Below are 24,931 nucleotides of genomic sequence, written 5' to 3'. Positions count from 1 at the left end.
AAATATGAAAAAAAAAGAAGACGTAATACGCGTTGATGGTATTGTGAAAGAAACGTTGCCAAATGCAATGTTTCGTGTTGAGATAGAAGGTGGACACATTGTGTTAGGTCATGTTTCGGGTAAAATGCGTATGCATTACATCAAAATTTTACCTGGTGATAAGGTTGCTTTAGAGTTGTCACCTTATGATCTGACGCGTGGAAGAATTGTATTGCGATATAAAATATAATTTACGGAAAGTTAATCATGAAAGTACGAACTTCAGTTAAAAAAATGTGCGAAGAATGCCGTATTATAAAACGTAATGGCGTTATTCGTGTAATATGCAAACGTAGTCCAAAGCATAAACAACGACAAGGGTAATTATGGCTAGAATAGAAGGTGTTAATTTACCTGCAAGTAAACGTGTTGAGTATGGCCTTACTTATGTTTTTGGCATAGGGCTTAAATCAGCTAGAGATATTTTAAAAGTGACGGGAATTGATCCTGATAAGCGCGTTAAAGATTTGTCTGATGGTGAAGTTGCTATACTTCAAAAAGAGATAACATTAAATCATCGCGCAGAAGGTGAACGAAGAAAAGAGATTCGCCTAGATATTAAACGTTTACAAGAAATTGGTTCATATCGTGGTTTACGTCACAAACGTGGATTGCCTGTACGTGGTCAACGTACTAAAACAAATGCGCGCACGCGCAAAGGACCAAAACGTAAAGGTGGACAAGTTGCTCTTAAACGTCAAGCTACAAAAAAATAGTGCTTATTTCATAGGATACTAAGGTACAATGGCATATAAAAAAAAATCAAAGAAATCAAAAAAACATGTTGACTCAGTAGTTGCACATGTTAAATCGACATTTAATAATACATTAGTTGCGATTACAACTACTGATGGTGATGTATTGTTACGTGGTAGTTCAGGAAAATTAGGCTTTAAAGGTGCGCGTAAAGGTACGCCTTTTGCTGCAGGTCAAATTGGCAATATGCTTGCAAAAGATATGCAAACTATGGGCGTTAAAAACGTCGAAATAAATTTACAAGGTCCTGGATCCGGACGTGAATCTGTTGTGAGAGCTTTTCAAGGTGCAGGCTTGCACATTTCTGTGTTACGTGATGTAACTCCATTGCCACATAATGGTTGCAGGCCACCAAAAAAACGTCGTGTATAATAGTTTTTTGTAAAATGTTTTACGTAGGTTAAAAGATTCATGGAAAAGAGAACAAGACCCGGTGCAAAAACAACCACTGATAAAAAAAAGGAAGTTAAAAAAAGAGCCCGCAAGGTGTCAGAGTATGGCAGACAACTTGAGGAAAAACAAAAAGTGAGAAATATGTATGGTATGCGAGAAAAGCAGTTTAAACGCTTTTTTGGCATAGCTGTACGTAGCAAGGGGGCGCCAGGTGAAAACTTATTGAGCTTACTTGAACGACGATTAGATAATGTTTTATATAAGTTAAAATTAACAACAAGTCGTACGCAAGCTCGTCAAGTAATTGTTCATGGGCACATTTTGGTAAACAACAAAAAAGTATATACTCCTTCATTTTTGGTGTCAGTTAATGATGTAGTTTCATTGGCTCCCAATGTTCTAGAGAAAAAACAGTTCTTAGAGCAAGTTGTTGATAAACGACTTAATATTGGTGTTAAAGTTCCCGAGTGGTTAGAGTTGATGAAGAAAGAACGACAAGGTCGTGTATTACGCATTCCAGTTCGTTCAGATATTCAAGTGCCGATTGAAGAGCATTTGATCGTAGAGTTATATTCTAAATAATTATTAAATATTAACCTGCGTTTTCCTATTTATATTGTACTATTTGGTGTTGGTTAAGGTTCAGGAGATTACATGGATAAGAAGGAGTATAAACCTTTAATTATTCCTAAATTAAAATGGAATAAAAAAGAGCTCTCAAATACGTATGGCGAATTAACGGCAGAGCCGTTAGAGCCAGGTTTTGGCATGACATTGGGTAATGCCATACGACGTATTTTACTTGGGGGTGTTGAAGGTTCTGCAATTACTTCGGTGATTATAAAAGGGGTGAATAATGAATTCTCTTCAGTAGCGGGTGTTATTGAAGATACCATGCAAATCATTTTGAATATTAAAGAAATTGTTGTTCGCAACAAGGATGGTATTCCAGGTAAAATGCATTTGAATTTCAAGGGTGAAGGTACTGTTTATGTGTCTGACATTGAAACTGATGACCACCTTGAATTGGTGAATCCTGATCATGTTATTGCACATGTTGGCCCAGATAGTGAACTTGATATTACTTTTTTTGTTGAATCAGGAAGAGGTTATCAACGAGCGCAATGGCCAATGGATAAATCTTTGCAAGAAGATAATAGAATTTATATTGATGCAATGTTTTCTCCTATTAAAAAAGTTGTTTTCGATATTGAAAAAACCCGTGTGGGTGATGAAATTGATTATGATAAATTGATTTTAAAAGTATGGACAGATGGATCAGAAAATCCAATTGATGTTTTGCATTACGGTGTATCAGTATTGCGTACTCAATTAGAGCATTTCATGACAAGTTCTGAGATTCCATTTAATGAAATTTCGGTTGTGCTTGACGATGAGCAAGAGCAAGAGCCAATTCAGTTGGATGAGCTTGGCTTAAAAGGTCTGCCGGTAGATCTTTTGTTAAAAGCAATTGATGAACTAGAACTTTCAGTTCGTGCACATAACTGTTTAAAAAATGCCGGTATTAAACGCATTTTAGATTTAGTTAATTTGTCTGATGAAGAAAGTTTGAAGATCAAAAATTTTGGTCGTAAGTCATTAAATGAAGTGAAAGATAGCATGAAAGCATTCGGTCTTTCATTTGGTATGAACATCAAAGAATCTGATCTTAAAAAAGTTCTCAAAACAAGAGAAAAAGAAGATAAAGCTTAACAGCGATAAGGTTTGATCATGAAACATCAAAGTGGTAAAAGAAAGTTAAATTTAAAATCAGCTCACAGAAAAGCGTTTTTACGTAATCAAGTTATTCATTTGATTACTTATGGTCACCTTGTTTCAACTAAAGCTAATGTTAAAGAAACACAAAGATTAGCTGAAAAGTTGGTAACTATTGCGCGTAAAGGTAGCAAAGATTTTAATGCACGTCGTAGAGCTCAATCAATGTTACCATATAAACAGGAAGCATTATTGAAGTTATTTAACGAAGTTGCACCTCGCTATACAGAACGACCAGGTGGTTATACTCGCGTTATTCCAATGGGAAAACGTATGAGTGACACTGCTACTATAGCTCGTCTTGAGTGGGTGTAAAAGAATTTTATGACGTATGAAGAATCAATAGATAAAATAAAAGAGGTCATAGAGCAACTTCGCCCCAATATTCAAATGGATGGTGGAGACGTTGAGTTTGTGAAATTTGATGATGGCGTTGTGTATGTACGATTTCATGGTGCATGTATTGGATGTCCAGCGGCAATTTTCACACTTAAAGGTGGCATCGAAGAAGCTCTTAAAGAGCAATTATCTGATGTTGTACGTGAAGTTGAATCTGTTGAGAATGATGAGCTCGGTCATTAATAATTTACTGAAGTAATATATTAATGATATAGAAATATAAAAAAGCGTTTGCTTATAAGCAAACGCTTTTTTTTTAAACGAGCTTTTTTTTTGCCTATTTATATTAGACTTCTTCTGTAACCGAAGCTTTAGCGTAGTTGCAAGCTTGTCGAAGGGTATTTCGATTGAATTGCATTGCAAATTTTTTGTAATAATTTCAGTTTTAGAAGAAGTCTAATATCAGATTTGTATTGTTGTATAAGGTGAGTTATTAATATTTTTAATGAATTTTACATTAAAATTTTTCATTTTGTCGATTTTTACTTACACTTGAAAGTATTGTAGAAATATATATTTAAATAGAGTAAAAATAATACTCCATTACATGCTTTTTATGTATAAGCATGAGGATCTTAAATGAAGAAATCACTGATGTTGAACTTGTGTTGTATTGTTCTGTTATTGATAACTTGTAGTGGTTGTTTTAATCAATCAGCATTGTTAGAAGATGAAAAAGTATTGGTTGTCGGTACTGAATCTAATTTTCCTCCATTTTCATTTAAAGAAAACAATGAATTGACCGGTTTTGATATTGAACTTATCGAGGAAGTAGCAAAACGACTTGATAAAAAGATTGAATTCAAGGACATGAGTTTTGAGGCATTAATTCCGCAAGTTCAAGTTGGCAGTTTGCATGTGATTGCTGCCGGTATGACACCGACAAAGAACCGTGAGCAAGTTGTACATTTTACACAACCATATATTTATGGTGACCCATTATATATAGTAAGTTTATCAGATCGGCCTGATGTCGGTTCTTTAGAAGCATTAAAGCAGCATAAAAAGGTAGTAGTGAATCAAGGGTATACCGCAGATATTTTTATGAGCTGTATTGAGGGGCCGGAACTGATTCGATTAGAAACTCCGGCAGAAGCATTTTTAGCATTACAAAATAACCGTGCCGATGCGTTTGTAACAGCACGCAATACACTTGCGCCATTTTTTAAAAAACATGACAAAGCACTATATACAATGGTGCCTATTGATGAGACGGAAGAGCGTACGGCTTTAATAGTTTCAAAAAAATGCCCTAAATTGCTTGATCAAATAGAAGAGGTTTTGGATACAATGAAGCAGGATGGTAGTATGCAGAAATTAAAACAAAAATGGGGAATCAATGCTTGATATTAATATAGTATATGAATATTGGCCGGCAATAGTTAATGGTACTCTAAAGACGGTTCAAATAGCATTCTGTAGTTGTATTTTGGGAGTTATTGGAGGTACATCAATAGGTTTGTTACAAGCATATGCACCGAAATATGTTCGTCGTATAATCAGTCTGATTACCGGTGCCATAAAAGGTACACCGATGCTCATACAAATAACTTTTGCCTTTTTTTTATTGCCGCAGATTGGTATACAGATTTCTGCATTTTGGACAACAGTCATCGCAATTGGTATTAATAGTAGTTCATATTTAAGTTCAGTGATTTATGGTGGTATTAAAGCAATTCCAATGGGTCAGATTGAAGCTGCGCATGTTCTTGGTTTTTCTCGATTGCAAACAATTCGTTCTATTATTTTGCCTCAAGCATTTTCAATTGTGTTCCCTGCTTTAGGAAATGAGTTGATTACGCTTATTAAGGATTCAAGTTTAGCCTCAATAATTGGTGTCATGGAACTGACAAAAGAGGCCGCTATTATGCGCAGTCGTACGTATGATGTGATTACTACCTATACGGTTGTCGCATGTATCTATCTCATATTAACCACATCAGTTGTTTTTGCCATGTATTTAATTAATAAAAGGATGCATCATGTTACAGATTAAAAATATAAGTAAATCTTTTGGTAATAAAAAGATTGTGGATAATATAAGTCTTGAAATGCCAAAAGGTTCCATTACTATTTTATTGGGCAAATCGGGTGTTGGTAAATCAACTGTGTTGCGTATATTGAGCAACTTAGAAATTCCCGATGCCGGTCAAATGATATTTGAGCAAAAAGAGATAAATCATGAGACACAAAAAAAAGAGCATTTAGTTGGTATGGTATTTCAGCAGTTTAATCTTTTTAATCATAAAACAGTTAAACAAAACATTACCTTTCCATTAGAAAAAGTTCTTAACAAATCCAAACAAGAAGCAGGTAAGATCGCAGATGAATTACTCAAAAAGTTTAATCTTACTGATCTTGCAGATGCATCAGTTAATGCACTTTCAGGTGGGCAAAAGCAACGGTTAGCTTTAGCACGTACATTGGCAATGAAACCAAAAATTATCTGTATGGATGAGCCAACTTCGGCACTTGATCCATTACTTACTTCATATGTTGCGTCTATTATTGATGAATTGGCAAGTAATGGTTTTATTGTCGTTATTGCAACGCATGACACGGTGTTGATAGATAAATTAGATTGCATGGTACATTTAATGCAGGATGGCAAAATTATTGAATCAGTGCAATCAGTTGCATTTAGATCTCATCCTGAGCAGTTTACACATGTGAATAACTTTGTTGCCGGCAATAAGGCGCTTTGATAATGATATCATTTATTTTAGCCAAGCTTTTATTATTGTTTTAATCATCAGTGTCAGAATCATTATAAGCAGCTACACTAATGGAATCGATTGGAACATTATTTATTTTGGCAAGACGCTCAAACATCTTTCGGCATATAGTTGCAGTGATGGTTCCCTGAAAGCCGTAATGTTTTCTTTCATTATCATTAATCATTACTTTGAAATTCTCAAGTTGAGTCTCTGGGCAATCTTCAAAATCTTGCGCCAAGAAGGTATGTAGTACCGGTGTATGATAGAATTTTTCTATTGCTACCCATCCAAGATGTTTACCTTCTTTGTTTTTTTTAGTTAATCCTAAACATAATCCTATGATTGAATATATTGGATGAGGATCTTTTGCCGGATGTTTGATTGGATCTTTTATTGTAAAATGAGCAGCTACTTGTATTGCTACCGGTTTTACCGGTTTCTGTTCTTTTATTAAGTAGTCATAGGCTGCTATAAATTTTTGTAGGTAATAGTCAGGATGTAATGAATAACGGCTGCCAGGGTTTTTTATTGCGACGTGCAATATTTCAACTGTATGAGGTAATAGTTCTGCATCTGCATTTCTTCTTTTTACACTTTTAAGGAAGGGATAGCCATCACTGCTCCCGCGTGCTTGTAAAGGCCCATTTTGTTCGGCCAAAACAGTTCGAGAATGTGTTGAAGCATTGCCAAACGAACTAATAGTAATGTATTTGCTTATAGGGCATTCAGATGATTCTTTTTGTGCAGCACCAAGACAGATTTGACTAAGTAATAAGAGAAAATAGATTTTTTTCACTATTGATTCCTTTAAGATTTAAATTAAAAAAAAGACCTCTATTTTCTAACATCTATTCAGCTTTTAATCAAGCTGCGTTTATAATTCATTATATTTTTTATTCATGCCTTTTGCTTTTTCAATAGGATATTTTTTTGCATTGTGTGCAATTTTTTCGATGATAGCTTCACTTAAATCAATATTAAATTCATCACAAAAAACCAGCGTAGCAAATACAATATCAGCAAGTTCATGTTTGACCGCCTCTTTTTTTTCTTGTACTAATTGTGCGGCTTCTCTTTGATCGCGGGCCCAAGTAAATATTTCCATTAACTCAGCTGCTTCGAGAGTAATTGCCATACTCAAGTTTTTGGCGCCATGAAATTGTCGCCAATTGCGTTCATTAATAAACTGTGCTGCTTTTTGCTTAAGCTCTGCAATGGTAGTTGTATTGTCTTTCATGTTCTAATCCTTTATATAATTACGCCTGTTCAATAATATCCACATGACTCCCGTGTGGACCTTTTTGTATGCAAAAATGTACAGGGAATTGATCCTTGAGGCGTGGCAAATGTGAGACAATTATTACTTTTTTAAAATCATCTTGAATCTTATATATTGCATCCATGATATGATTGAGGCCTTCATCATCTTGTGATCCGAATCCTTCATCGATAATAAGCGTTTGTAATGAAGTTCCTGCTCGGCGAGCGAGTAGTTTAGAAATTGCAATACGTAATGCAAAATCGATACGGAAAGCTTCACCACCGGAGAACATCTCATAGGGTCGTACGCCGGCAGCATCGGAAATTTTAATATCTAATGTTTCACGAGTACCACCGCTTTTCAGATCACGTAATGATTCAATGAATATTTGTGCTTGATTATCGGTCAGTTTACCGAGCAAGCTATTAGCTTCTTGTTCTATTTCAGGGATTGCATCTTCAATCAGTAATGCCTGAATGCCATTTTTTCCCATTGCGGTTGCAATAGCTTGAAAATCGTCGGCAGTTAGCGTCAATGTTTTTACTATCTGAGCCTGTTCTTTTTGTTCAACTTTCAGTTTTTTAAGCATCGAATATTGTTGTTCAAGGCGACCTTTTTGTTGAAGTAAGGTATCTTTTTGTGCATTGTTTGCAATCTGTTTTTCACGTAGTAATACTTCTTGTTGCAGGTGAGCTTTTTCTTGTAATTCAAGATTGGCAAATGTTTTTTGTTCGGTAATAAGTTGTTGCAATAGAGAGTTTATTTTTTTCAAATGAACGCATAAAGAACCGATTGTTCTTTTTCGTTCATCTTGCATGAGTGCTTCTTTTTGTAAGGTGTCAAATGAAGTTAAGAGCTTTTCTATGGTTTGTAAACGTTCAGTTACTTTTTTGTGTTGAGCTTGATCATACACAATTTCATTAAATGTTTTTTGAATAGTTTGTAAGCTTTGGTATTGCCTTTGATATTCAGCATGTTCCAGGATCGCTTTCCGGGTCGATTGCTGTAATGTTTTGCCGGCTTCTTGTTGAAGAGTAATTTTTTTTCGAGTAACTTCAATAAGCTGAGTTAATTCAAGGCATTGATTTTGTATTTTTTTCAAATGAGTTTGCATTGAAGCAAGTTGTTTTTCAGCCTCTTGTTTTTGGTGTTGTTCAACTTGTATATTTGTTTGCTCTTTTTTTAAATGTTCCAGCTGTGTGTGTTGCTCGATTAATAATGGTTTAAGTATATGAATTAGTCGACTTAACCGTTTGTGGCGATGCATTAAGTAGGCTTCACTATGGCCTAACTTGCTTTTTAAAAATTTTTTGCGTGATGCAGAGAGATTTTGTTCACACAAAGGACAACTTGGTGCACTTTCATCATGTACAAACTGTTTTTTTTGCTTTATCTGTTCAAGTTCACTTTTGAGATAATTTGCTTGAGTAATCCATTGTTGATAATGATTGCGTCGTTTTTCAAACTGTTTTTCAACTATAGCAAGTTTTTTGGTGTCTTGGTTTTTAAGTTTTATTTCTAATGTTTTTATGTTCTGTTCGGTGCGTGTAAGTTCAGCTTTGAGTTGTATCTCATCTTTTTGTACGGTTTGTAGTTGTTGTTCGTATTGTTTGTGTTCCATATGCATCTGTTGCAATTGTAGTTCGGCTTTTTGTATCTGTTTGCTCTGCTCAAGCTGCAGTTGTTGCTCCAGTTGTGAAAATATCTCTTTTTCTTTTAAATACTGTTCTTTTTTTTCTAATTTTTTAGCGAATGCATCTTGCCATTTTTGTATTTCTTGTGCGCATTGTTCTTTTTCTTTTTTGAGTGCTTCAGGTGATGCGCTATTCAATTGTTGTTTATGAATCGTGCGCCATTGAGTAAATGCGTTACGAAGTTCTGCTTGATGATGTAACCGTTCTTTTTCAGCTTCTTGTAGAGCTTTGCCGCATTGCTTGTTAGCCTCTTGTTTTTTGAGTAATGTTTCACGTTCTTTTTGTAGTTTTTGTTGTTCTTCATGAAATTGTTTTTCATATTTTTCATGGTCAGTCAAAGTTGTTTTTATTTGTTGTAAATCAGTTTTTATCTGTTCAGTTTTTTCCAGTTCTTGCGTTATTTTCTCTTGTAATGCTATTAATTGCTGTTTTTGTGCAATGGCTTCTCGCGCTTTATCATTGGCTGCTTTTCGCATAGTTTCATATCGTTGTAAACCCAAAATGTTAGCTAGTATTTCTTTGCGATCTTTAGCAGATTTTTTAGAAAATTCATTTGCATGTCCCTGACGTAAAAATGCTGAATTAACAAAGGAATCATAGTCCAAATGGATGGTGTCTTCGATTTTTTGTTGAGTGTCACGAATTTTTTTTTCGGTCAAGGGGATAATGCTATCATCTTCTGCATTAACAATACCAAAATCGACAGCTGCATACGGTTTGCCATGAGTAAGAGCAAATTCACGTCTGATACGATAATGATTGTTATTGCATTCAAAATCAATGATTACCAACATATGTGTTTGGCCCAAGCGAAGAAGTCCATGATCAGCCTTCGTAACGCCGCTTGTTTTGCGCGCTTGACCCCAAATTGCCCAGGTAATTGCATCTAGTAGTGCAGATTTACCATGTCCATTTTTACCGGACAAACAAAGTAAGTGGTAGGGTGAAAAATCAACTGTTTGCAGATCAGCACCGTAACTTAAGAAATTTTTTATTTGAATTTTTATTGGTATCATATGGTTATTAGTATAAAATAAGTGCATAAAATAACATTTCGAACTCAAAAAAGTCTACCATGCTTGGTATAAATTACCATAGGGGATGGGTATTGATTTATTTTTATGATACATTAAATAATAACGAGTTAACTCATGTCAGGGGCAATCAGATTATGATGCAAAAACAGCAATTACCGAGTGTAATTTTTAGAGAATATGATATTCGGGGCAAAGTTGGTATTGATTTGCACCTTGATCAAATATATGATCTTGGCTGTGCCATTGCTTATTTTTTTAAACAAAAAAATCCAGATATCAAAACGATAGCGCTTGGTATGGACGGAAGAGTTCATTCTCCTGAAATTAAAAAACAGTTATGTGCTGCATTTGCCGATAGTGGACTGGATGTACAATTTGTAGGTTTATGCCATTCACCTGCGTTATATTTTGCGATGCATAATTTGCCGGTACAAGCGGGTGTTATGATTACCGCTTCTCATAATCCAAAAGAGTATAATGGCCTGAAAATTTGTTTAGGCAAAGAAAATGTTTGGGGTTCAGATATTCAAAAATTGTATACAGACTATATAGAAAATAAAAAAATTGAATCCACTATAAAAGGTTCTTATTCTGAGTATCTCATCATTCCTGCCTATATCGATTGGCTTGTAGAGCATTTTCAAGATTTAAAAGGAATGGACCTATCCGCTGTTATTGACTGTGGTAATGGTGCAGCCGGCGCTGTGATTCCACAATTAGTAAAGATAATGGCATGGAAAAATGTAGAAATACTTTATCCTGAAGTTGATGGTACTTATCCGAATCATGAAGCTGATCCGGTGAATATTAAAAATATGCAAGATGTAAAAAAAGTACTTGAAACAACTGATATACAAGTGGGTATTGGTTTGGATGGTGATGCCGATCGCATGGCGCCCATGACAAAAAAAGGTGTATTAGTATCAGGAGATCTGTTACTGGGTCTTTTTGCACAAGAAATTGCTCAACAGCATCCAGGTGTTGCTGTGGTATTTGATATAAAGAGTTCTGCAGCATTGATTAACTATCTTGAGCAGTTAGGTGCTCAGCCGGTTATTGCACCATCAGGTCATTCAATTGTTAAAGATGCGATGAAAAAAAACAGTGCGCTTTTGGCAGGTGAACTGAGTTGTCATTTCTTTTTTAAAGATCGTTATTTTGGTTATGATGATGGCGTTTATGCAATGTTGCGTCTGTTTCAAATGTTACAAAAAGAACAAAAAACACTCGATGAATTGTTACAAGTATATCCTGAAATGTATACGTCAGACGAATTTCGTATTGCATGTGATGAGGATAAAAAGAAATTAATTGTGCAAACGGTAAAAGATATTTTTGCACAAAAAGAGGATGCAGATTTGCTTGTTATCGATGGTGTACGCGTAACAATGCCTTATGGCTGGGGATTATTGCGTGCTTCAAATACACAGCCGGTATTGAGTATTCGATTCGAGTCAGAAACGGTAGATGGATTACAGAAAGTAAAAGATGATTTTATACATGCATTGAGGCCATTTTATGAAGAAGATGTGCTTGTTAAGATGTTTGAATAAATAACAAAAGGACAAAGTGTGAGGGATATTGGTCTACATTTACGTTTGACGCATTCATTATTAGAGCTTGCTCAAAGAGCAGTAGATTTTAAGTTGCCAACGTTTCAATGTTTTTTTCTGCATCAAGATACAAATCGTTTTATTGAGCTTGATCAAGAAGAAATAGATCAATTTATGAAAATACGTAATAATTTCAAACAACTGTTTGTACATTCCTCGTATTGGACAAACTTAGCAAGTATTAAATCGATTTCATTACGTACTATAAAAAAAGAGTTACATTTAGCAAAACGGCTAGGCTTTACACATCTCATTGTGCATCCCGGTTGCGCAAAGGGTGCTCAAGGTATTGATGAAGGTATCGATGCATTAGTGCGTAGATTAAATAAAATATTGAAATATGAGCAGGATGTTCAAATTGTGCTTGAAAATACGGCACATGGAAATTTATCGGTTGGAAGTGATTTAAATGATTTCAAAACGATTCTTGAAAAAATAGATTATCCTGAAAAAATCTCTTTTTGTATTGATACGGTGCATGCACATTCTTATGGTTACAACATTGCAGATATAACTGAACAGCAACATTTTTTTGCAAAAATGAATAATACTATTGGTTTTGAACGTATTGCATTGATACATTTGAATAATACATGTGCAGGAGTCGGTTCATGTATTGATCGTCATGAACTGCTACCCGATGGTATAATTCATCTAGATGCTTTAAAGCAGTTTATACTTAATGCTGATATTGCGCATATTCCTGTTGTTATGGAGTTGCCGGCTACAGAGTCAGCGATAGAGAAAGAACATATCGATTTGGTGCGTTATTGGCATCAATAATAAAAAAAGAGGAATAAATATGCGTATAGCGATTAATGGATTTGGTAGAATTGGTCGGAATTTTTTACGCACTATCTTTGCCGATCCTGAGGCTCAAAAAAAACTTAATGTTGTCGCAATCAATATTGGCCCGGCATCTCTTGAGAATGTGGCTCATATGTTTAAATATGACACTCTCATGGGGACCTTTAAAGGTAAAGTCGATTTTCAAGATTCCACACTTAGTATTAATGATCATAAAATTGTTATTGTTGCCGAATCTGATCCGGCAAAACTTGATTGGTCTAAGTTTGACATTGATTGGGTTGTTGAAGCCTCAGGGCGTTATACCGGTGCGAAGTTTATTAACGTTCATCAAAATGCCGGAGCAAAATATACACTTATCACTGCACCATGCAAAGGTGAGGTGACAACTATTGTGCCTGGTGTAAACTGTGATAGTTTTGATAAAAAAAAAGATCATATAGTGTCCTTGGCAAGTTGTACAACTAATGCCATTATGCCAATGCTCAAAGTATTACATGATAAGTTCCAAATAGAGCAAGGGTTTATGACCACCATTCATGCATATACTAATACGCAGGTGCTCCTTGATGTTGAATCAGATGATTTGCGTAGAGCACGCGCTGCAGCATTAAATATTATTCCAACTTCAACCGGTGCATCTCGTATGATTGATCAAATTATGCCATCAATAAAAGGGCGTATTCAAGCAATGGCCATTCGTGTGCCGGTTGCAAAAGTTTCATTGATTGATTTAGTTATCAAAACAAAAAAAACAGTAGATGAAAAAAAAGTAAATCAGGCTTTTTTTGATGCTTCGCAACATGATCTGAAAGGAATTTTGTCTACTTGCAATGAGCCATTGGTATCAAGTGATTATAGCGGGTGTGATTATTCTGTTGTTATCGATACACCATTAACGCAAGCAGAAGGCAATTTGTGCAAAACATTCGGATGGTATGACAATGAATGGGGCTATAGCATGCGCTTGAAAGATTTTTTAATGAAAGTGAGTTAAAATTATGCATAGAAAAGCATTATTGAATGCATTAGAGTTATATCAACCAATAACTGATACAGATAAAAAAGCAAAACAAGCAATACAAGAATTTGTTAAAAATAATGAAGATTGTTTTGAGCGGTCGCTTTCCATTGGTCATATTACTGCATCTTCTTGGTTGCTTAATAAAGATGGCACAAAGGTTTTGTTGATGTATCATGCTAAATTGAATCGCTGGGTACAGCTTGGTGGACATTGTGATGGTGATGCAGATGTATTGGCCGTTGCGATTAAAGAGGCGCAAGAGGAATCAGGTATTGAACATATTGAGCCTGTGTCATATGAAATTTTTGATATTGATGTGCATCTGATTCCTGCAAATGCCAAAGAGCCTGAACATTATCATTATGATGTTCGCTTTTTATTGCACGTTACGAGTGATGAAGATTTTATTCGAAATCATGAATCAAAAGATATGCGTTGGTTTGGCAAGGATAAACAAGGTTTCCCAACAAAAAGTCCTTCAGTGGTGCGTATGCTTGATAAATGGATTGCATTGAAAGGTATGCGATTATAATGAAATTGAAGGGTTAGGGTATAAGAAGTGGTTTATTGAGTAATTACTGCTTCACAATTAGATTAAATTCCTTTATTCTTATAAAGTGTGTTATAAAAATACACCTCCTTTCTTTTGTATATTGGTGGGGGCCCATAGCTCAGTTGGTCAGAGCAGTCGGCTCATAACCGAAAGGTCCCAGGTTCAAGTCCTGGTGGGCCCACCAAAAACCGGAAGTTGTCAGTTAATCTACAAATAACAACAAAGAAGGTTCTTTTATGAAAACATTTCCTTTTGAATCATTTATCGATGTCGTATGTTTTGATCAGGATATGAAAAAACTTAATGTAACCATTGGTAAAGAGCAAAAGGTATTGCATCAGTTACAAGAACAGAAAAAACAGTATGAACAGGAAGCCGATCTTTTAAAGCAAATTGTGCATAATGCACAAAAAGAAGTCGACACAAAAGAGCTGGATATGAAGACGCTCGATGAACGTGAAGCGGATATCAAACTTAAAATTGAAAACATCGCCAATCCTAAAGAATACAGTGCCCTCAAAAAAGAACTTGATAAAATTCATGCAGAACAGCATGAATCAGAAGATGCACTTGTTGATGTTTGGAATAAGCTAGAGAATGCTCAACGTACTATGACGCAAAAAGACGATGAAATTACTAAAAAAATAGAAGAAGCGCAAGAAGCGTTTGAAAAAAAAACGGTAGAGATTGAACAGCTTGAAAAACAGTTATATGAAGCTCAGCTAGAAAGGCCTGAAAAACTAAAAACAATTCCGGCTGAATGGTTGGAGAAATATGAACAGATGTATAATCGTGTAGATGATCCGGTTGTAGAAGTTGTTCAAGGTGGGTGCGGCGGCTGTTTTTATGCAATTCCAAATCAAGATCTTCTTCGTTTAAAACGACGCGCACTTTTGCAATGCAACAGTTGTTATCGTTTTTTATATGATCCAATAGTTTTACAGGCTGAACCAAAAGAAGAAAGTTGATCTATGGAACAGTTATGTATTTTTGAGTCGGATGTTCATGAAGGTGTGTCAAAATGGAAGCTATATCTTGATGGTGCATCGCGCAACAATCCTGGACCTGCAGGTGCCGGTATTGTGCTATATAAAAATAATGAATTGGTCCAAGAAGGCGGTTATTATCTTGGTTTGAAGACAAACAATCAAGCAGAATACATGGCATTACTGATCGGTTTATTTGAATTAAAAAAAATAATGAAGCCTAATGATCAATTATTAATTATTTCCGATTCACAGTTGATGGTCCGTCAATTGCAAGGCATGTACAAAGTTAAAAATCCGGAACTGAAAAAATGTTTTTCATTAGCAAAATATTTGTTAAAAGATGTTCCGTGTAACATAAAGCATGTTCTTAGGCATGAGAATAAGCAAGCGGATGCAATGGCGAATCGGGGAGTAGATACAAAAAATGAAGTTCCTGAAGCATTTGTACAGTTGCTCAAAAAGCATGCTATTGCATGGTAATAGACCATGTTTTTATTTAATATTTTTTATATTTAATTTGCATGCTATAACTGAAAAAAAAACACAACGTTATATTAAACGTGATATTCAAACGCATAAACAAAAAAAAATAGCAACATTGCAAAAGTATGCTCAAGTCCGTGTTCTTCTTGATACTATTGCTTTGCCACAAGCTGCACAATTTTCTATTCAATCGAGTTGTGGCGCTTTTATGCTTTCAGATGGTAGAGGAACCTATAAAAGGCATATTAAAAAAGTAGCTACCTCAATTCAAGTGAAAAAGAATTTATTATATGTTGATGGTAAGCGATATAAAGAATCGCAACTAAAATTATCAACAGGGGGGCATATTACTTACGGACAACATACATATAGTGGTTCTTTTATATTGGCTTTGCAAAATGGAAAATTGCTTATTATTAACGAATTGCCTCTTGAACAGTATATTTGTTCAGTGTTGCGCACTGAAAGTTGGCCTGGGTGGCCGTTGGAAGTCAATAAAGTATTTGCTATAACTTCACGCACCTATGTGATTTCTATGATGCAAGAAGCACAAAAAACAAAACGTTCCTATCATGTGCATAATTGTAATCGACATCAAACATATTCCGGTGTGCATGATAAAAAAATATTACAAGATGCAGTACAGCAGACAAAGGGTATCATTTTAGCGCATAATAACAAACCTATTATTGCGATGTTTGATTCATGTTGTGGAGGTGTGATACCTGCACATATACATGAAGTGAACTTTAATGATGCGCCTTATCTTGCTCGTACATATCCATGTACACATTGTAAAAGATGTTGGATCTATAATTGGAAAGCGGAATATACCTTAGATGAACTGCATAAACATCTATTGCAAGAGGTTGGTCCGGTTTCTAATATTAAAAATATGAAAGTTATCAAACAAGATAAAGCAGGTCTTTCACAGGAAGTAATGATTTATGCACGAAAAAAAGTAAAGCTTGCGGGCAAAAAACTGTATAATCTGTTTAAAGAAGTGAAAAGTTATTGTTACACCATAACAAAGAAAAAGAATAAAGTTATTTTGCATGGACGTGGTTATGGTCATCATTTGGGGTTGTGCCAATGGGGTGCTCGAGAGATGGTGCGTGATGGATGGGATTATAAACGTATTTTGCGTTTTTATTATCCGAATACTACTTTCATGAAATGTAATTAATCTAAGGAATAAAAAAATGCCGGGATATAAAGGACACTTGATGGGAGGTGCTGCAGCATTTGGAGCAACGTTTGCATTAGTGAGTATAGTTAATATAATGCCGAAACAGGATCCATTTATTATTGCGAGTTGTTTTGTTGCTGTTATGGCCGGTTCACTTTTTCCTGATATTGATGTCAAAAGTAAAGGGCAAAATGTTTTTTATTGGTTGATTCTCGGTTTATTTGTTTATTTTTTTTATAAAAAACAGTTTGTTACTTTGGCTTATGTAGCAATTGTTGCAACATTGCCTATGCTTGTTAAGCATCGTGGCCTTTTTCATAACATTTGGTTTATTGTTGGTGCACTTGGCACATTGTGTTATTTACTCACAGGATATCTGCCTCACTATGATAAAACCATTATATTACATACAATTTTCTTTATTGCAGGAGCGGTTTCACACTTGTGGTTAGACCTTGGTTTTGTGCGTATGTTTCGTTTTCGTTAAATTAGAATTAAAAACCGGGTCGTGGCTGTTTGATAGCATGTTTTTTATTCTTAGTGTGCCTTATTTTATTAGAGTATTTATTAAGACGTTTTTTGATGGGGTGAGCCGGTGCAGAATTTTGTTGGTTGTTTTGTTCGACAGGTTCTACTGTTGAAAATTCTTGAAGTTGGCCAATTGATAAAAGCGTGCCAAGCATCAAAGCTAAAGCTTCAGGTGTCATATGTTTTCCTTTTTTTATTTTTAAAAATAACATGAAGTCTAACAAATAATACACTGATAGCAATGATAACTTGCATATTTTAATATTGTTTGTACTATAAAAAACAGTTTATTTATTTTTTTTTAAAGGAAAGCTTCCATGTTATATACAAAACATTTTTCATTACTATGCTTAAGTCTGTTTTTTTTAATGGGTGTATGTTCAACATTTTCAGCTGAACAATTTCCTGAAAGCGCAATTTATGTTTCAGATCTTGAAGCAAATTTTATTGCTGCTCAAGAAGATAATCGTTGGCAAGATCCTGCTTATCCGCATCCATATAAACTTGAGATAACTGCATTGTCTGAGGAAACTGAGAATGTTTTTTTTCGTATTGGTAAAGATGATGTTGATACAACAGTTAATAATTGGCTCAATGTTTTGGCTACTCATGGTATGCTTGGTGTTGTCTGTGTTAAATACTGGAACAAAAATCGATATGATCTTTATAAGAAATATTCATTGACTCTTGCTGTATATTAACTATTTTTTTGTAATAAATGAGACAACATAAATGCTCAATAAGCCAGAAAAAAATCCTGGAATTAACGGTAGTAAGATGCCAAAACCGTAATATGGCCATATGCCAGCAACAGCTGCTCCAATAAGCATGCCGGCAATTGCTCCTTCACGTGTTGTATTCTTTGTGTATAATGCAGTGATTACAAGTGGTCCAAATGCACTTCCTACTCCGGACCATGCATAATTAACTAAATGATATACTGAACTATTGTTTCCTGATGCAATGTATAATGCAACCAATGAAATACTCAAACTAGCAGCGCGTGAAATCCACATGAGTTCAACTGAAGTTGCATTTTTTCTAAATAATTGTTGATAGAGATCTTCTGCAAAGGTAGATCCGGAAACCAGAATGTGACTGTCCAATGTGGAAAGTGTGGCCGCCAAAATAGCACATAATACAAATCCGGCAAGTAATGGAAAAAAAAGCTGTTTTGTCATCAGTACAAAAAGAAGTTCAGGATTTTCTAGTCCTTGATTGAAGTAGGCAAGTCCAACAACGCCAATCATTGCAGATGAACTGAGTACTAAAATTTGCCAGGTAAGGCCAACCCATTTTGCACGACTTATTTTTTTAGGGTCATCGATGCCCATGAAATTGGTTAAAATATGCGGTTGGCCAAAATAACCAAGGCCCCAACCGGCAGCCAATGCAAATGCTGTTAATAATGAAGCTTCTGAATTGAATAATGATAAGCTAATGTTTTTTGCAGAGGCTGCTAATCTAATTGCATCAATGCCTCCAACTACAAAATAGGTATATATGGGAACAAATAAAATCATAACTAACAAAAAAATGCCTTGGAACATATCACACCATGCAACGGCTAAAAAACCACCAATAAGTGTGTAGGTAATACCGCAAATAAGCCCTAATATAATACCAATAGTATAATCTATGGAGAAAGCTGCTTGAAATAGTCGTCCTAATCCCACAATGCCGGAAGTGATGTAAAAGGTGAAAAACAGAAGAGTGATCAATGCACTGATTACGCGTAATATGCCGCTCGTATCATTAAATCTATTGGAGAAAAAAGTGGACAAAGTAAGCGCATTATACCGTTCAGTTTCAGAGCGCAATTTAGGCGCAATGAATTGCCAGTTTAAAAACATGAAAGAAATCAAACCAATTGCAGCCCAAAATTCAAACAATCCGTTGGAAAAAACCGCAGCAGGAAATGCGAGAAATAACCAACTGCCCATATCACTTGCTTGCGTTGCAATTGCGGTGACCCAATAGTTGAGGGATCTGTTTCCAATAATATAATCGGATGCATTTTTATTACGATGATAAAAGTAGATACCGATGCCGGTTAGAATGCAAAAATATATAACAAATGCTAGTATGGTGGTCATGTTTTTACTCCTTGAGTTTAATAATGTTTTTTATTATACCATAAATTGCCAAGGAGGATAAATGAAAATTATATTGCTTTCGATATATTTATAGCAGAAGTGAATTTATAATTATTCTACATACTCTATAGCAGCTGCAGGAATATGTAGTCTCTTTTGTGATTTAGGAACATTATTGGTTTTTTTTTTCTTTATTCGTGTGTTTTTTAGTTTTAATTTAGCGCACTTATAACATATGCAGGTCGCTCCGGTAAGTGCTTGTATTGCATGGTGAGCTGTACGGTGTAAAGCAATGCCATGAGGAGTTTTGTCATCATTGTTTTTGGCATGCAAACTACAACCATGTTGAATTAAAAGTTCTATTAATTTGGTAGTGTCAGTTGATGATGGTAATATTTGAGGAACTTTATGCAATGGAGTTTCGCCGGAACTGTCTTTAAGATTATGGCGTACGCCTTTTTGTTGCAATAAAATGCTTGCTGTTTCAGGGTCATTATTGAGTGAGGCAATGTGTAACAGAGTTATTCCATTAAGAGTTTCCTTTCTAAATACAGGGTTAAATCCATCAACTGTTTTATTTACATTTGTTGGGTGGACGAGCTTTTTCACGAGGGATGCATTTTTATGTAATGCTGCCAAATGTAAGAGTGAAAGTCCTGTTTTTTGGTGTTGAAGGGCTGCGATTACGGGACCTTCTTTTTTTGGCAACATTGTATTTATTATATGAAGAATTTGTCCCATCTCAGGAGAGGTCGCTTCATCCCAAAGAGTGGCAACTTCAAGTTGTGCGTTTAATATGAGTCGGTTATTTATTTTTTGTTCTGGGTCTGTACTGCTTGAACTTGAAATTGAAGCAGCACATTGTGTATGTGCACTGTATATTAATAGTGAAACAAAAAAGATATAATTTTTTTTATTGAACATTTTACTTCCTTTTTTTTTTGTAAAGTATTTACTTTTAACGTACAAATATTTGTTATTTAGGTCAATATCAAAAGGAGTTCTTAAGCATTGCTCCTTTTGATATTGAATGTTTATGCTGTTGGCAATGAAATGAGTGGAGTAGCGTCACCGGTATAAAGAGGGAGTTTGCCATCCCATTTTTCAATTGCTTTCATTTGAGCTTCAACTTTTTTTAATGACACTAGTTCAGGAGTTATTGATTCACGTTTTACTTTCAGGGCATATGCTTCTGCATCAGCACGTGTACGTGACTGTAGGCCTTCTTCTTTTACGCGTTCAGTAAGATTTTTTGCTGTTTTTGCACTTTGTTCAGCAATTTGCTTGTCTTCTACTGCTTTTATAAAGTCAGGTGAAAAATCTAAATGGGTAAAGTTGAAGTCAACTAAATTTATATATAAAGGTTTGAGTCGAGAGCGTAGATTATCGACAACTTTATCTTTTGCTATATGTCTGCTTTGTATAAGATCCTCTGCTGTAAATTGTGCAATGATAGCTTTAACGCTTTCTTGTGAGAATGGGTCTATGATAATCTTTTTAAAATTAATGCCAATTTCTTGGTATATTTCAAGAGGATTTGTAATGCGATAATTAATGACCATACCAACTCTTAATGTTTGTAGATCGCGTGAAAGAGCTGTGGTTTCTTCATGCGCTTTAGTAATGCGTGTATCAATATAAACAATGCGATCTATAAAAGGTATTTTGAATTTCATGCCGGGGATGGTTGTAACATTTATTATTTTGCTCATGCGCATATGTAATGCTGCAAATCCAGGATTAAGCGTATAGTATGAAAAGAAGCTTATGTTGATGATGAGGACAATAATAAGACCAATAAAAATAGATTTAAAAAAGAGGTTTGTTTCGGTGTTGTGCATAGAGTTTCCTAAGATTGATGTATTAAAAAGTGTATGTGTTGAAAGGGTTATTTAAGGCGGATCTATTTTTAAGGGTAGTCTGAGTCATAAAAATAGCAAGTCTATTAATGTAGTCCAAATATCCTGTTTGCATTATCAGTTGTTTGTTGTGCAACCTCATCAATTGATATTGCGCGTAGTTCAGCTAAATATTGAGCAATAATTGGAATGTTTACCGGGCTGTTTTTTTTGCCACGCATTGATTGTGGTGGAAGAAATGGAGCGTCAGTTTCAAGTACGATAGATGACAGTGGAACTGATTGTGCAACTTCACGAAGATGATTGTTTTTTGGATAGGTAATGGTGCCACCAAGGCCGAGTGCAAAACCCCAATCGATAACTTGTTGTGCAAAAGCTAAATCTTCAGAGAAACAATGGATGATACCGCGTGAAATTTCTTTGTGATATTCTTCAATTACTTGTAATGTTTCATCGCGGGCATCACGCGTGTGTACCACTAGTGCAAGATTGTGTTTTAAAGAAAGCTCAATCTGCTCCTTAAATACATCTTTTTGTTTTTGAACATTAAAGTCGGGGTAATGAAAGTCAAGTCCGCATTCACCAATACCAACAATGTTTAGTTCATTTTTATTTTTTGCTAATATATCAATTGTTTTTAGTTCATCTTGCCAATCACTGGTGATATCATTGGGATGAATGCCAATAACTGCATAATTATTTTTAAATTTTTGTGCTAATTGAATGCAGTTATTACTTTCAATCAAACTGGTTCCAACATTGATAATAGTGGTCACATTTTGTGTGTGAGCCGATGTAATAATCTCTTGAGCTAAGGAAAAGTCATTTGGCGTTAATGGTGTGTCGAATGTCTTCTTAACCATAATATTTATATGGCAATGTGTGTCTACAAACATGTAATACCCTTTTGTGTGCGGTTGTTAATAAAGTAGTAAGATAAAACAACAATGTGGATTTGACAAACATATAAATAGAATTACTATTAGTTGGTAAGAATAAAAAAATAGGGGTTTAATGAAGTAGCAGTGTTTTAACCATTTCTTATTCCAAGGAGTATTCCATGAACAAGAGTGAACTCATTACCTCACTCAGTGAAGAGACTACTTTTAGTAAAAAAGATGTTTCACGCGTTTTGGACGCATTTACTCGTATAGTAGAGCGTACGTTAAAAAAAGGTCAAAAAGTTTCAATTACCGGGTTCGGTGCTTTTTGGATCTCACGTCGTCCAGCACGTAAAGGAATTAATCCTGCAACTAAAGAGCGCATTGATTTACCAGAAGTAAATGTGCCTCGTTTTAAAGCAGGAAAAAATTTACGCGAAGTTGTACGTTCTGTTAAAATTGGCTAAAGATTGAGACTAAAACTCAAAAAACTTTGCTCATTACATTAAGGTCGCATTTTGTGCGGCCTTTTTATTTGTACGACCTTTTTATATGGTTGCAAAAGCGTTATTTTTAAGTATCTTTAAATTGTTCAATATAAAATTCACTAATGATATTAGGGACAATATGATAGATTTAAGTTTGCTGCGTAAAGAACCTGAAAAAACAGTTGCATTACTTCAAAAGAAAGATCCCGATTTTGATGCACAAAGATTATATGAATTAGATAAACAGGTTAGTTCTTTGCGTCTTGAAATTGAATCGTTATGCCAGAAAAAAAATGAATTAGCTCAACAAGCTAAGTCCGGTGTCACGCCGGAAATTCGTGAACAGTCTATTGCAGTGGGCAAAGAGCTTAAAGAAAAACAGGCCCAATTAGATGTGATTGAACCGGAATTTAAAAGACATTGGATGTTTGCTCCAAATTTACCTTTTAATGACATTCCTGAAGGAAATAAAGAAGCAAATAAAGTGGTCAAAATGGTTGGTGAAAAACCACATTATGATTTTCAAGTGCAAAATCATCTTGATTTGGGCAACAAGTTGGGTTGGTTTGATTTTGAAGCTTCAGCGCGTATGAGTGGAAGTAATTTCCCTTTATATAAAGGTGATGCCGTTCGCTTGATCTATTCACTTGCAAGTTTCATGTATAAGCACAATATGAAACATGGTTATGAACCTATTTTGCCATCATATTTAGTTAATGAGTCAGCTCTTGAAGTTGCAAGTAATTTCCCTAAATTTAGAGATCAAGTTTATGAGATTGGTGAAGATAACCTTTTTTTGACACCAACTGCTGAAGTTAATTTAACTAACCTATATAAAGATCAAATTTTATCAGTAGAGCAGTTGCCGGTGCGCATGACATCTTGGACCAGTTGTTTTAGACGTGAAGCCGGTGGCTATGGCGCACAAGAACGAGGCCTTATTCGTATCCATCAATTTGAAAAAATTGAACTGTATACTATTGCTGAACCGGAAAAAGCAGATAAAGAACAGGAGCGTATGTTGACATGTGCAGAAGAAATTTTACAAAAGCTCGGTTTGCATTATCGGGTAAGTTTATTAGCTGCGCAAGATTGCTCATTTCCATCGGCAAAAACATATGATATTGAAGTTTGGTTGCCGGGACAAAAAGAGTATTATGAGGTTTCATCTTGTAGTAATTGCACTGACTTTCAAGCACGACGTGGCAAAATTCGCTATCGTAAAAGCGCAGGAAGTAAACCGACATTGGTGCATACATTAAATGCATCTTCATTGGCATTGCCACGATTAATGGTTGCAATAATGGAAACCTATCAACAAGAAGATGGCACTATTGCGATTCCTGAAATTCTAAAAGAGCAGTCATTTTTTTAATTGAGAGTTGTTTATGGTAAGCAAAGATGTTCGCAAGCGTATTCGTCAAATTGAGATTCATACTAAGCGATTGTTGCGCGGTTCATTAGTTGGTCAAAGTAGCTCAGCAGTTAAAGGTTCAGGGCTTGAATTTGATCAAATTCGTGAGTATCAACAAGGTGATGATGTAAGATATATCGATTGGAAGAGTTCTGCTCGTATGGATAAATTGATGATACGTCAATATATTGAAGAGCGTAGTCGCAGTATTGTTTTAGCGGTGGATATTTCCGGTTCCAGTTTTTTCAGTTCCGGTGTGAAAACAAAATATCAAGTTATGCAGGAGGTCGCTGCAGTTATTGCATTAGCCGGTGAAATGGCAAAAGATCGTATTGGGTTATTACTTTTTTCAGATGAAGTTGAGTTGTTCATTCCTCCAAATAGCGGTCAAAAACATGTACGTTATCTGCTTGAACAATTATTTAGTTATGCACCAAAACGAAAGAAAACTTCTGTTACTACTGCGCTTGAATATGTAGCAAAATTTCGCATAAAAGATGCGGTTGTATTTCTGATTTCTGATTTTATTAGTCCTTCATTTGAAAAAGCACTGAGTATTGTTGCAAAGAGATATGAGCTTATTGCCGTACGTTGTTTGGACAAAAATGAACGTGAAATGCCTCGTGTTGGTTTTTTACCCATGGTAGACGATGAAACAGGTGTTATGACTATTGTAAATTTAGGATCGAAAAAAGCGCGTGTAAACAGATTTTGTCATGAACGCCTTTTAAATCAAAATCGAATATTTAGTACGTATGGTATTGATTTGCTTGAAGTTAAAATTGCTCAGCCATACATACAAGAGATGGTTCGTTTCTTCAAAAAGCGTATGTTGTATTGACGAATACTTATACTAGCGAATATTTGGTCTAAGGAATTTATTTTGCAAATTGTTTTTTTATTCGATAATATGACCGAACAGAAGAAAATAATTA

Annotated in this window: 31 protein-coding genes and 1 tRNA gene; 24 read left to right on the top strand and 8 right to left on the bottom strand. The window is 35.1% G+C overall.

Features of this window, described 5'->3' with window-relative positions:
- Positions 1 to 4: 4 nt before the first annotated feature.
- The 11 genes from infA (at position 5) to WD055_04625 (ending at position 6,068) form a co-directional block, all read left to right on the top strand.
- On the top strand, positions 5 to 229 hold the full coding sequence (gene infA, locus WD055_04675; GenBank protein MEX0849497.1) for a translation initiation factor IF-1: 225 nt from the start codon (positions 5 to 7) through the stop codon (positions 227 to 229).
- Positions 230 to 246: 17 nt separating this feature from the next.
- A complete protein-coding gene (rpmJ, locus tag WD055_04670; GenBank protein ID MEX0849496.1) occupies positions 247 to 363 on the top strand; it encodes a 50S ribosomal protein L36 in 117 nt (38 codons plus the stop codon).
- 2 nt (positions 364 to 365) lie between these two features.
- The gene (gene rpsM / locus WD055_04665; GenBank protein MEX0849495.1) at positions 366 to 755 is read left to right on the top strand and encodes a 30S ribosomal protein S13; all 390 of its coding nucleotides are present in this window, start codon (positions 366 to 368) and stop codon (positions 753 to 755) included.
- 28 nt (positions 756 to 783) lie between these two features.
- Positions 784 to 1,167, top strand: a complete 384-nt coding sequence (rpsK, locus tag WD055_04660) for a 30S ribosomal protein S11 (GenBank protein ID MEX0849494.1) — start codon at positions 784 to 786, stop codon at positions 1,165 to 1,167.
- Between the two features lie 39 nt (positions 1,168 to 1,206).
- Positions 1,207 to 1,770 (top strand): 30S ribosomal protein S4, encoded by a 564-nt coding sequence (rpsD, locus tag WD055_04655; protein ID MEX0849493.1) that lies wholly within the window; start codon positions 1,207 to 1,209, stop codon positions 1,768 to 1,770.
- A gap of 72 nt (positions 1,771 to 1,842) precedes the next feature.
- Complete coding sequence (locus WD055_04650; GenBank protein MEX0849492.1) at positions 1,843 to 2,901, top strand: DNA-directed RNA polymerase subunit alpha; 1,059 nt, start codon at positions 1,843 to 1,845, stop codon at positions 2,899 to 2,901.
- An 18-nt stretch (positions 2,902 to 2,919) separates the two neighbouring features.
- A complete protein-coding gene (rplQ, locus tag WD055_04645; protein MEX0849491.1) occupies positions 2,920 to 3,279 on the top strand; it encodes a 50S ribosomal protein L17 in 360 nt (119 codons plus the stop codon).
- A gap of 9 nt (positions 3,280 to 3,288) precedes the next feature.
- Positions 3,289 to 3,546, top strand: a complete 258-nt coding sequence (locus WD055_04640) for a NifU family protein (GenBank protein ID MEX0849490.1) — start codon at positions 3,289 to 3,291, stop codon at positions 3,544 to 3,546.
- Between the two features lie 396 nt (positions 3,547 to 3,942).
- A complete protein-coding gene (locus WD055_04635) occupies positions 3,943 to 4,710 on the top strand; it encodes a transporter substrate-binding domain-containing protein (protein ID MEX0849489.1) in 768 nt (255 codons plus the stop codon).
- Positions 4,703 to 5,359 carry an amino acid ABC transporter permease gene (locus WD055_04630; protein MEX0849488.1) on the top strand — a complete coding sequence of 219 codons (657 nt, stop codon included), beginning with the start codon at positions 4,703 to 4,705 and terminating at the stop codon, positions 5,357 to 5,359. The genes WD055_04635 and WD055_04630 overlap by 8 nt, the downstream gene beginning before the upstream one ends.
- Positions 5,346 to 6,068 carry an ATP-binding cassette domain-containing protein gene (locus WD055_04625; GenBank protein MEX0849487.1) on the top strand — a complete coding sequence of 241 codons (723 nt, stop codon included), beginning with the start codon at positions 5,346 to 5,348 and terminating at the stop codon, positions 6,066 to 6,068. The genes WD055_04630 and WD055_04625 overlap by 14 nt, the downstream gene beginning before the upstream one ends.
- 40 nt (positions 6,069 to 6,108) lie before the next feature.
- On the opposite strand, the gene WD055_04620 is transcribed toward WD055_04625, so the two are convergent.
- The 3 genes from WD055_04620 to WD055_04610 form a co-directional block, all read right to left on the bottom strand.
- A complete protein-coding gene (locus WD055_04620; protein ID MEX0849486.1) occupies positions 6,109 to 6,876 on the bottom strand; it encodes a hypothetical protein in 768 nt (255 codons plus the stop codon).
- Positions 6,877 to 6,954: 78 nt separating this feature from the next.
- The gene (locus tag WD055_04615; GenBank protein MEX0849485.1) at positions 6,955 to 7,317 is read right to left on the bottom strand and encodes a nucleotide pyrophosphohydrolase; all 363 of its coding nucleotides are present in this window, start codon (positions 7,315 to 7,317) and stop codon (positions 6,955 to 6,957) included.
- A 19-nt stretch (positions 7,318 to 7,336) separates the two neighbouring features.
- The gene (locus WD055_04610) at positions 7,337 to 10,051 is read right to left on the bottom strand and encodes an SMC family ATPase (GenBank protein MEX0849484.1); all 2,715 of its coding nucleotides are present in this window, start codon (positions 10,049 to 10,051) and stop codon (positions 7,337 to 7,339) included.
- Positions 10,052 to 10,110: 59 nt separating this feature from the next.
- On the opposite strand from WD055_04610, the gene WD055_04605 reads away from it, so the two are divergent.
- From WD055_04605 to WD055_04565, 9 genes are all read left to right on the top strand, one after another.
- Positions 10,111 to 11,625: a phosphomannomutase/phosphoglucomutase gene (locus tag WD055_04605; GenBank protein ID MEX0849483.1), complete on the top strand. Its 1,515-nt coding sequence runs from the start codon at positions 10,111 to 10,113 to the stop codon at positions 11,623 to 11,625.
- Positions 11,626 to 11,643: 18 nt separating this feature from the next.
- Entirely contained in the window at positions 11,644 to 12,468 is an 825-nt protein-coding gene (locus WD055_04600; protein MEX0849482.1) for a deoxyribonuclease IV, read from the top strand.
- A 19-nt stretch (positions 12,469 to 12,487) separates the two neighbouring features.
- Positions 12,488 to 13,489 (top strand): type I glyceraldehyde-3-phosphate dehydrogenase, encoded by a 1,002-nt coding sequence (gene gap, locus WD055_04595; protein MEX0849481.1) that lies wholly within the window; start codon positions 12,488 to 12,490, stop codon positions 13,487 to 13,489.
- 4 nt (positions 13,490 to 13,493) lie between these two features.
- The gene (locus tag WD055_04590) at positions 13,494 to 14,048 is read left to right on the top strand and encodes an NUDIX hydrolase (protein ID MEX0849480.1); all 555 of its coding nucleotides are present in this window, start codon (positions 13,494 to 13,496) and stop codon (positions 14,046 to 14,048) included.
- A 128-nt stretch (positions 14,049 to 14,176) separates the two neighbouring features.
- Positions 14,177 to 14,253 (top strand) — tRNA-Ile (locus WD055_04585).
- Between the two features lie 52 nt (positions 14,254 to 14,305).
- Entirely contained in the window at positions 14,306 to 15,037 is a 732-nt protein-coding gene (locus tag WD055_04580) for a hypothetical protein (protein ID MEX0849479.1), read from the top strand.
- A 3-nt stretch (positions 15,038 to 15,040) separates the two neighbouring features.
- Positions 15,041 to 15,538, top strand: a complete 498-nt coding sequence (locus WD055_04575; GenBank protein MEX0849478.1) for a ribonuclease HI family protein — start codon at positions 15,041 to 15,043, stop codon at positions 15,536 to 15,538.
- The gene (locus WD055_04570) at positions 15,483 to 16,727 is read left to right on the top strand and encodes a SpoIID/LytB domain-containing protein (GenBank protein MEX0849477.1); all 1,245 of its coding nucleotides are present in this window, start codon (positions 15,483 to 15,485) and stop codon (positions 16,725 to 16,727) included. The genes WD055_04575 and WD055_04570 overlap by 56 nt, the downstream gene beginning before the upstream one ends.
- A gap of 16 nt (positions 16,728 to 16,743) precedes the next feature.
- Positions 16,744 to 17,217, top strand: coding sequence for a metal-dependent hydrolase (locus WD055_04565; protein MEX0849476.1), 474 nt, complete (start codon positions 16,744 to 16,746; stop codon positions 17,215 to 17,217).
- Positions 17,218 to 17,224: 7 nt separating this feature from the next.
- Here the strand turns inward: WD055_04565 and WD055_04560 are convergent, their stop codons facing one another.
- The gene (locus WD055_04560) at positions 17,225 to 17,437 is read right to left on the bottom strand and encodes a hypothetical protein (GenBank protein ID MEX0849475.1); all 213 of its coding nucleotides are present in this window, start codon (positions 17,435 to 17,437) and stop codon (positions 17,225 to 17,227) included.
- Positions 17,438 to 17,575: 138 nt separating this feature from the next.
- On the opposite strand from WD055_04560, the gene WD055_04555 reads away from it, so the two are divergent.
- Positions 17,576 to 17,959, top strand: coding sequence for a hypothetical protein (locus tag WD055_04555; protein ID MEX0849474.1), 384 nt, complete (start codon positions 17,576 to 17,578; stop codon positions 17,957 to 17,959).
- Here the strand turns inward: WD055_04555 and WD055_04550 are convergent, their stop codons facing one another.
- From WD055_04550 to WD055_04535, 4 genes are all read right to left on the bottom strand, one after another.
- Complete coding sequence (locus WD055_04550; protein ID MEX0849473.1) at positions 17,960 to 19,354, bottom strand: sodium/proline symporter; 1,395 nt, start codon at positions 19,352 to 19,354, stop codon at positions 17,960 to 17,962.
- Between the two features lie 111 nt (positions 19,355 to 19,465).
- Positions 19,466 to 20,278 carry an ankyrin repeat domain-containing protein gene (locus WD055_04545; GenBank protein ID MEX0849472.1) on the bottom strand — a complete coding sequence of 271 codons (813 nt, stop codon included), beginning with the start codon at positions 20,276 to 20,278 and terminating at the stop codon, positions 19,466 to 19,468.
- Positions 20,279 to 20,388: 110 nt separating this feature from the next.
- A complete protein-coding gene (locus WD055_04540) occupies positions 20,389 to 21,195 on the bottom strand; it encodes a prohibitin family protein (GenBank protein ID MEX0849471.1) in 807 nt (268 codons plus the stop codon).
- A 104-nt stretch (positions 21,196 to 21,299) separates the two neighbouring features.
- Positions 21,300 to 22,109, bottom strand: coding sequence for a TatD family hydrolase (locus tag WD055_04535; GenBank protein ID MEX0849470.1), 810 nt, complete (start codon positions 22,107 to 22,109; stop codon positions 21,300 to 21,302).
- A 164-nt stretch (positions 22,110 to 22,273) separates the two neighbouring features.
- Between WD055_04535 and WD055_04530 the strand changes: the two genes are divergently transcribed.
- The 3 genes from WD055_04530 (at position 22,274) to WD055_04520 (ending at position 24,837) form a co-directional block, all read left to right on the top strand.
- A complete protein-coding gene (locus tag WD055_04530) occupies positions 22,274 to 22,561 on the top strand; it encodes an HU family DNA-binding protein (protein ID MEX0849469.1) in 288 nt (95 codons plus the stop codon).
- Between the two features lie 160 nt (positions 22,562 to 22,721).
- Entirely contained in the window at positions 22,722 to 23,957 is a 1,236-nt protein-coding gene (gene serS, locus WD055_04525) for a serine--tRNA ligase (protein ID MEX0849468.1), read from the top strand.
- A gap of 13 nt (positions 23,958 to 23,970) precedes the next feature.
- Positions 23,971 to 24,837, top strand: coding sequence for a DUF58 domain-containing protein (locus tag WD055_04520; GenBank protein MEX0849467.1), 867 nt, complete (start codon positions 23,971 to 23,973; stop codon positions 24,835 to 24,837).
- Positions 24,838 to 24,931 lie beyond the last annotated feature (94 nt).

The organism is Candidatus Dependentiae bacterium (assembly GCA_040878395.1).
Lineage (GTDB): Bacteria > Babelota > Babeliae > Babelales > Vermiphilaceae > JAKBEL01.
The sequence above is the reverse complement of the archived record's forward strand: the minus strand, read 5'-3'. Positions and strand labels throughout refer to the sequence as shown.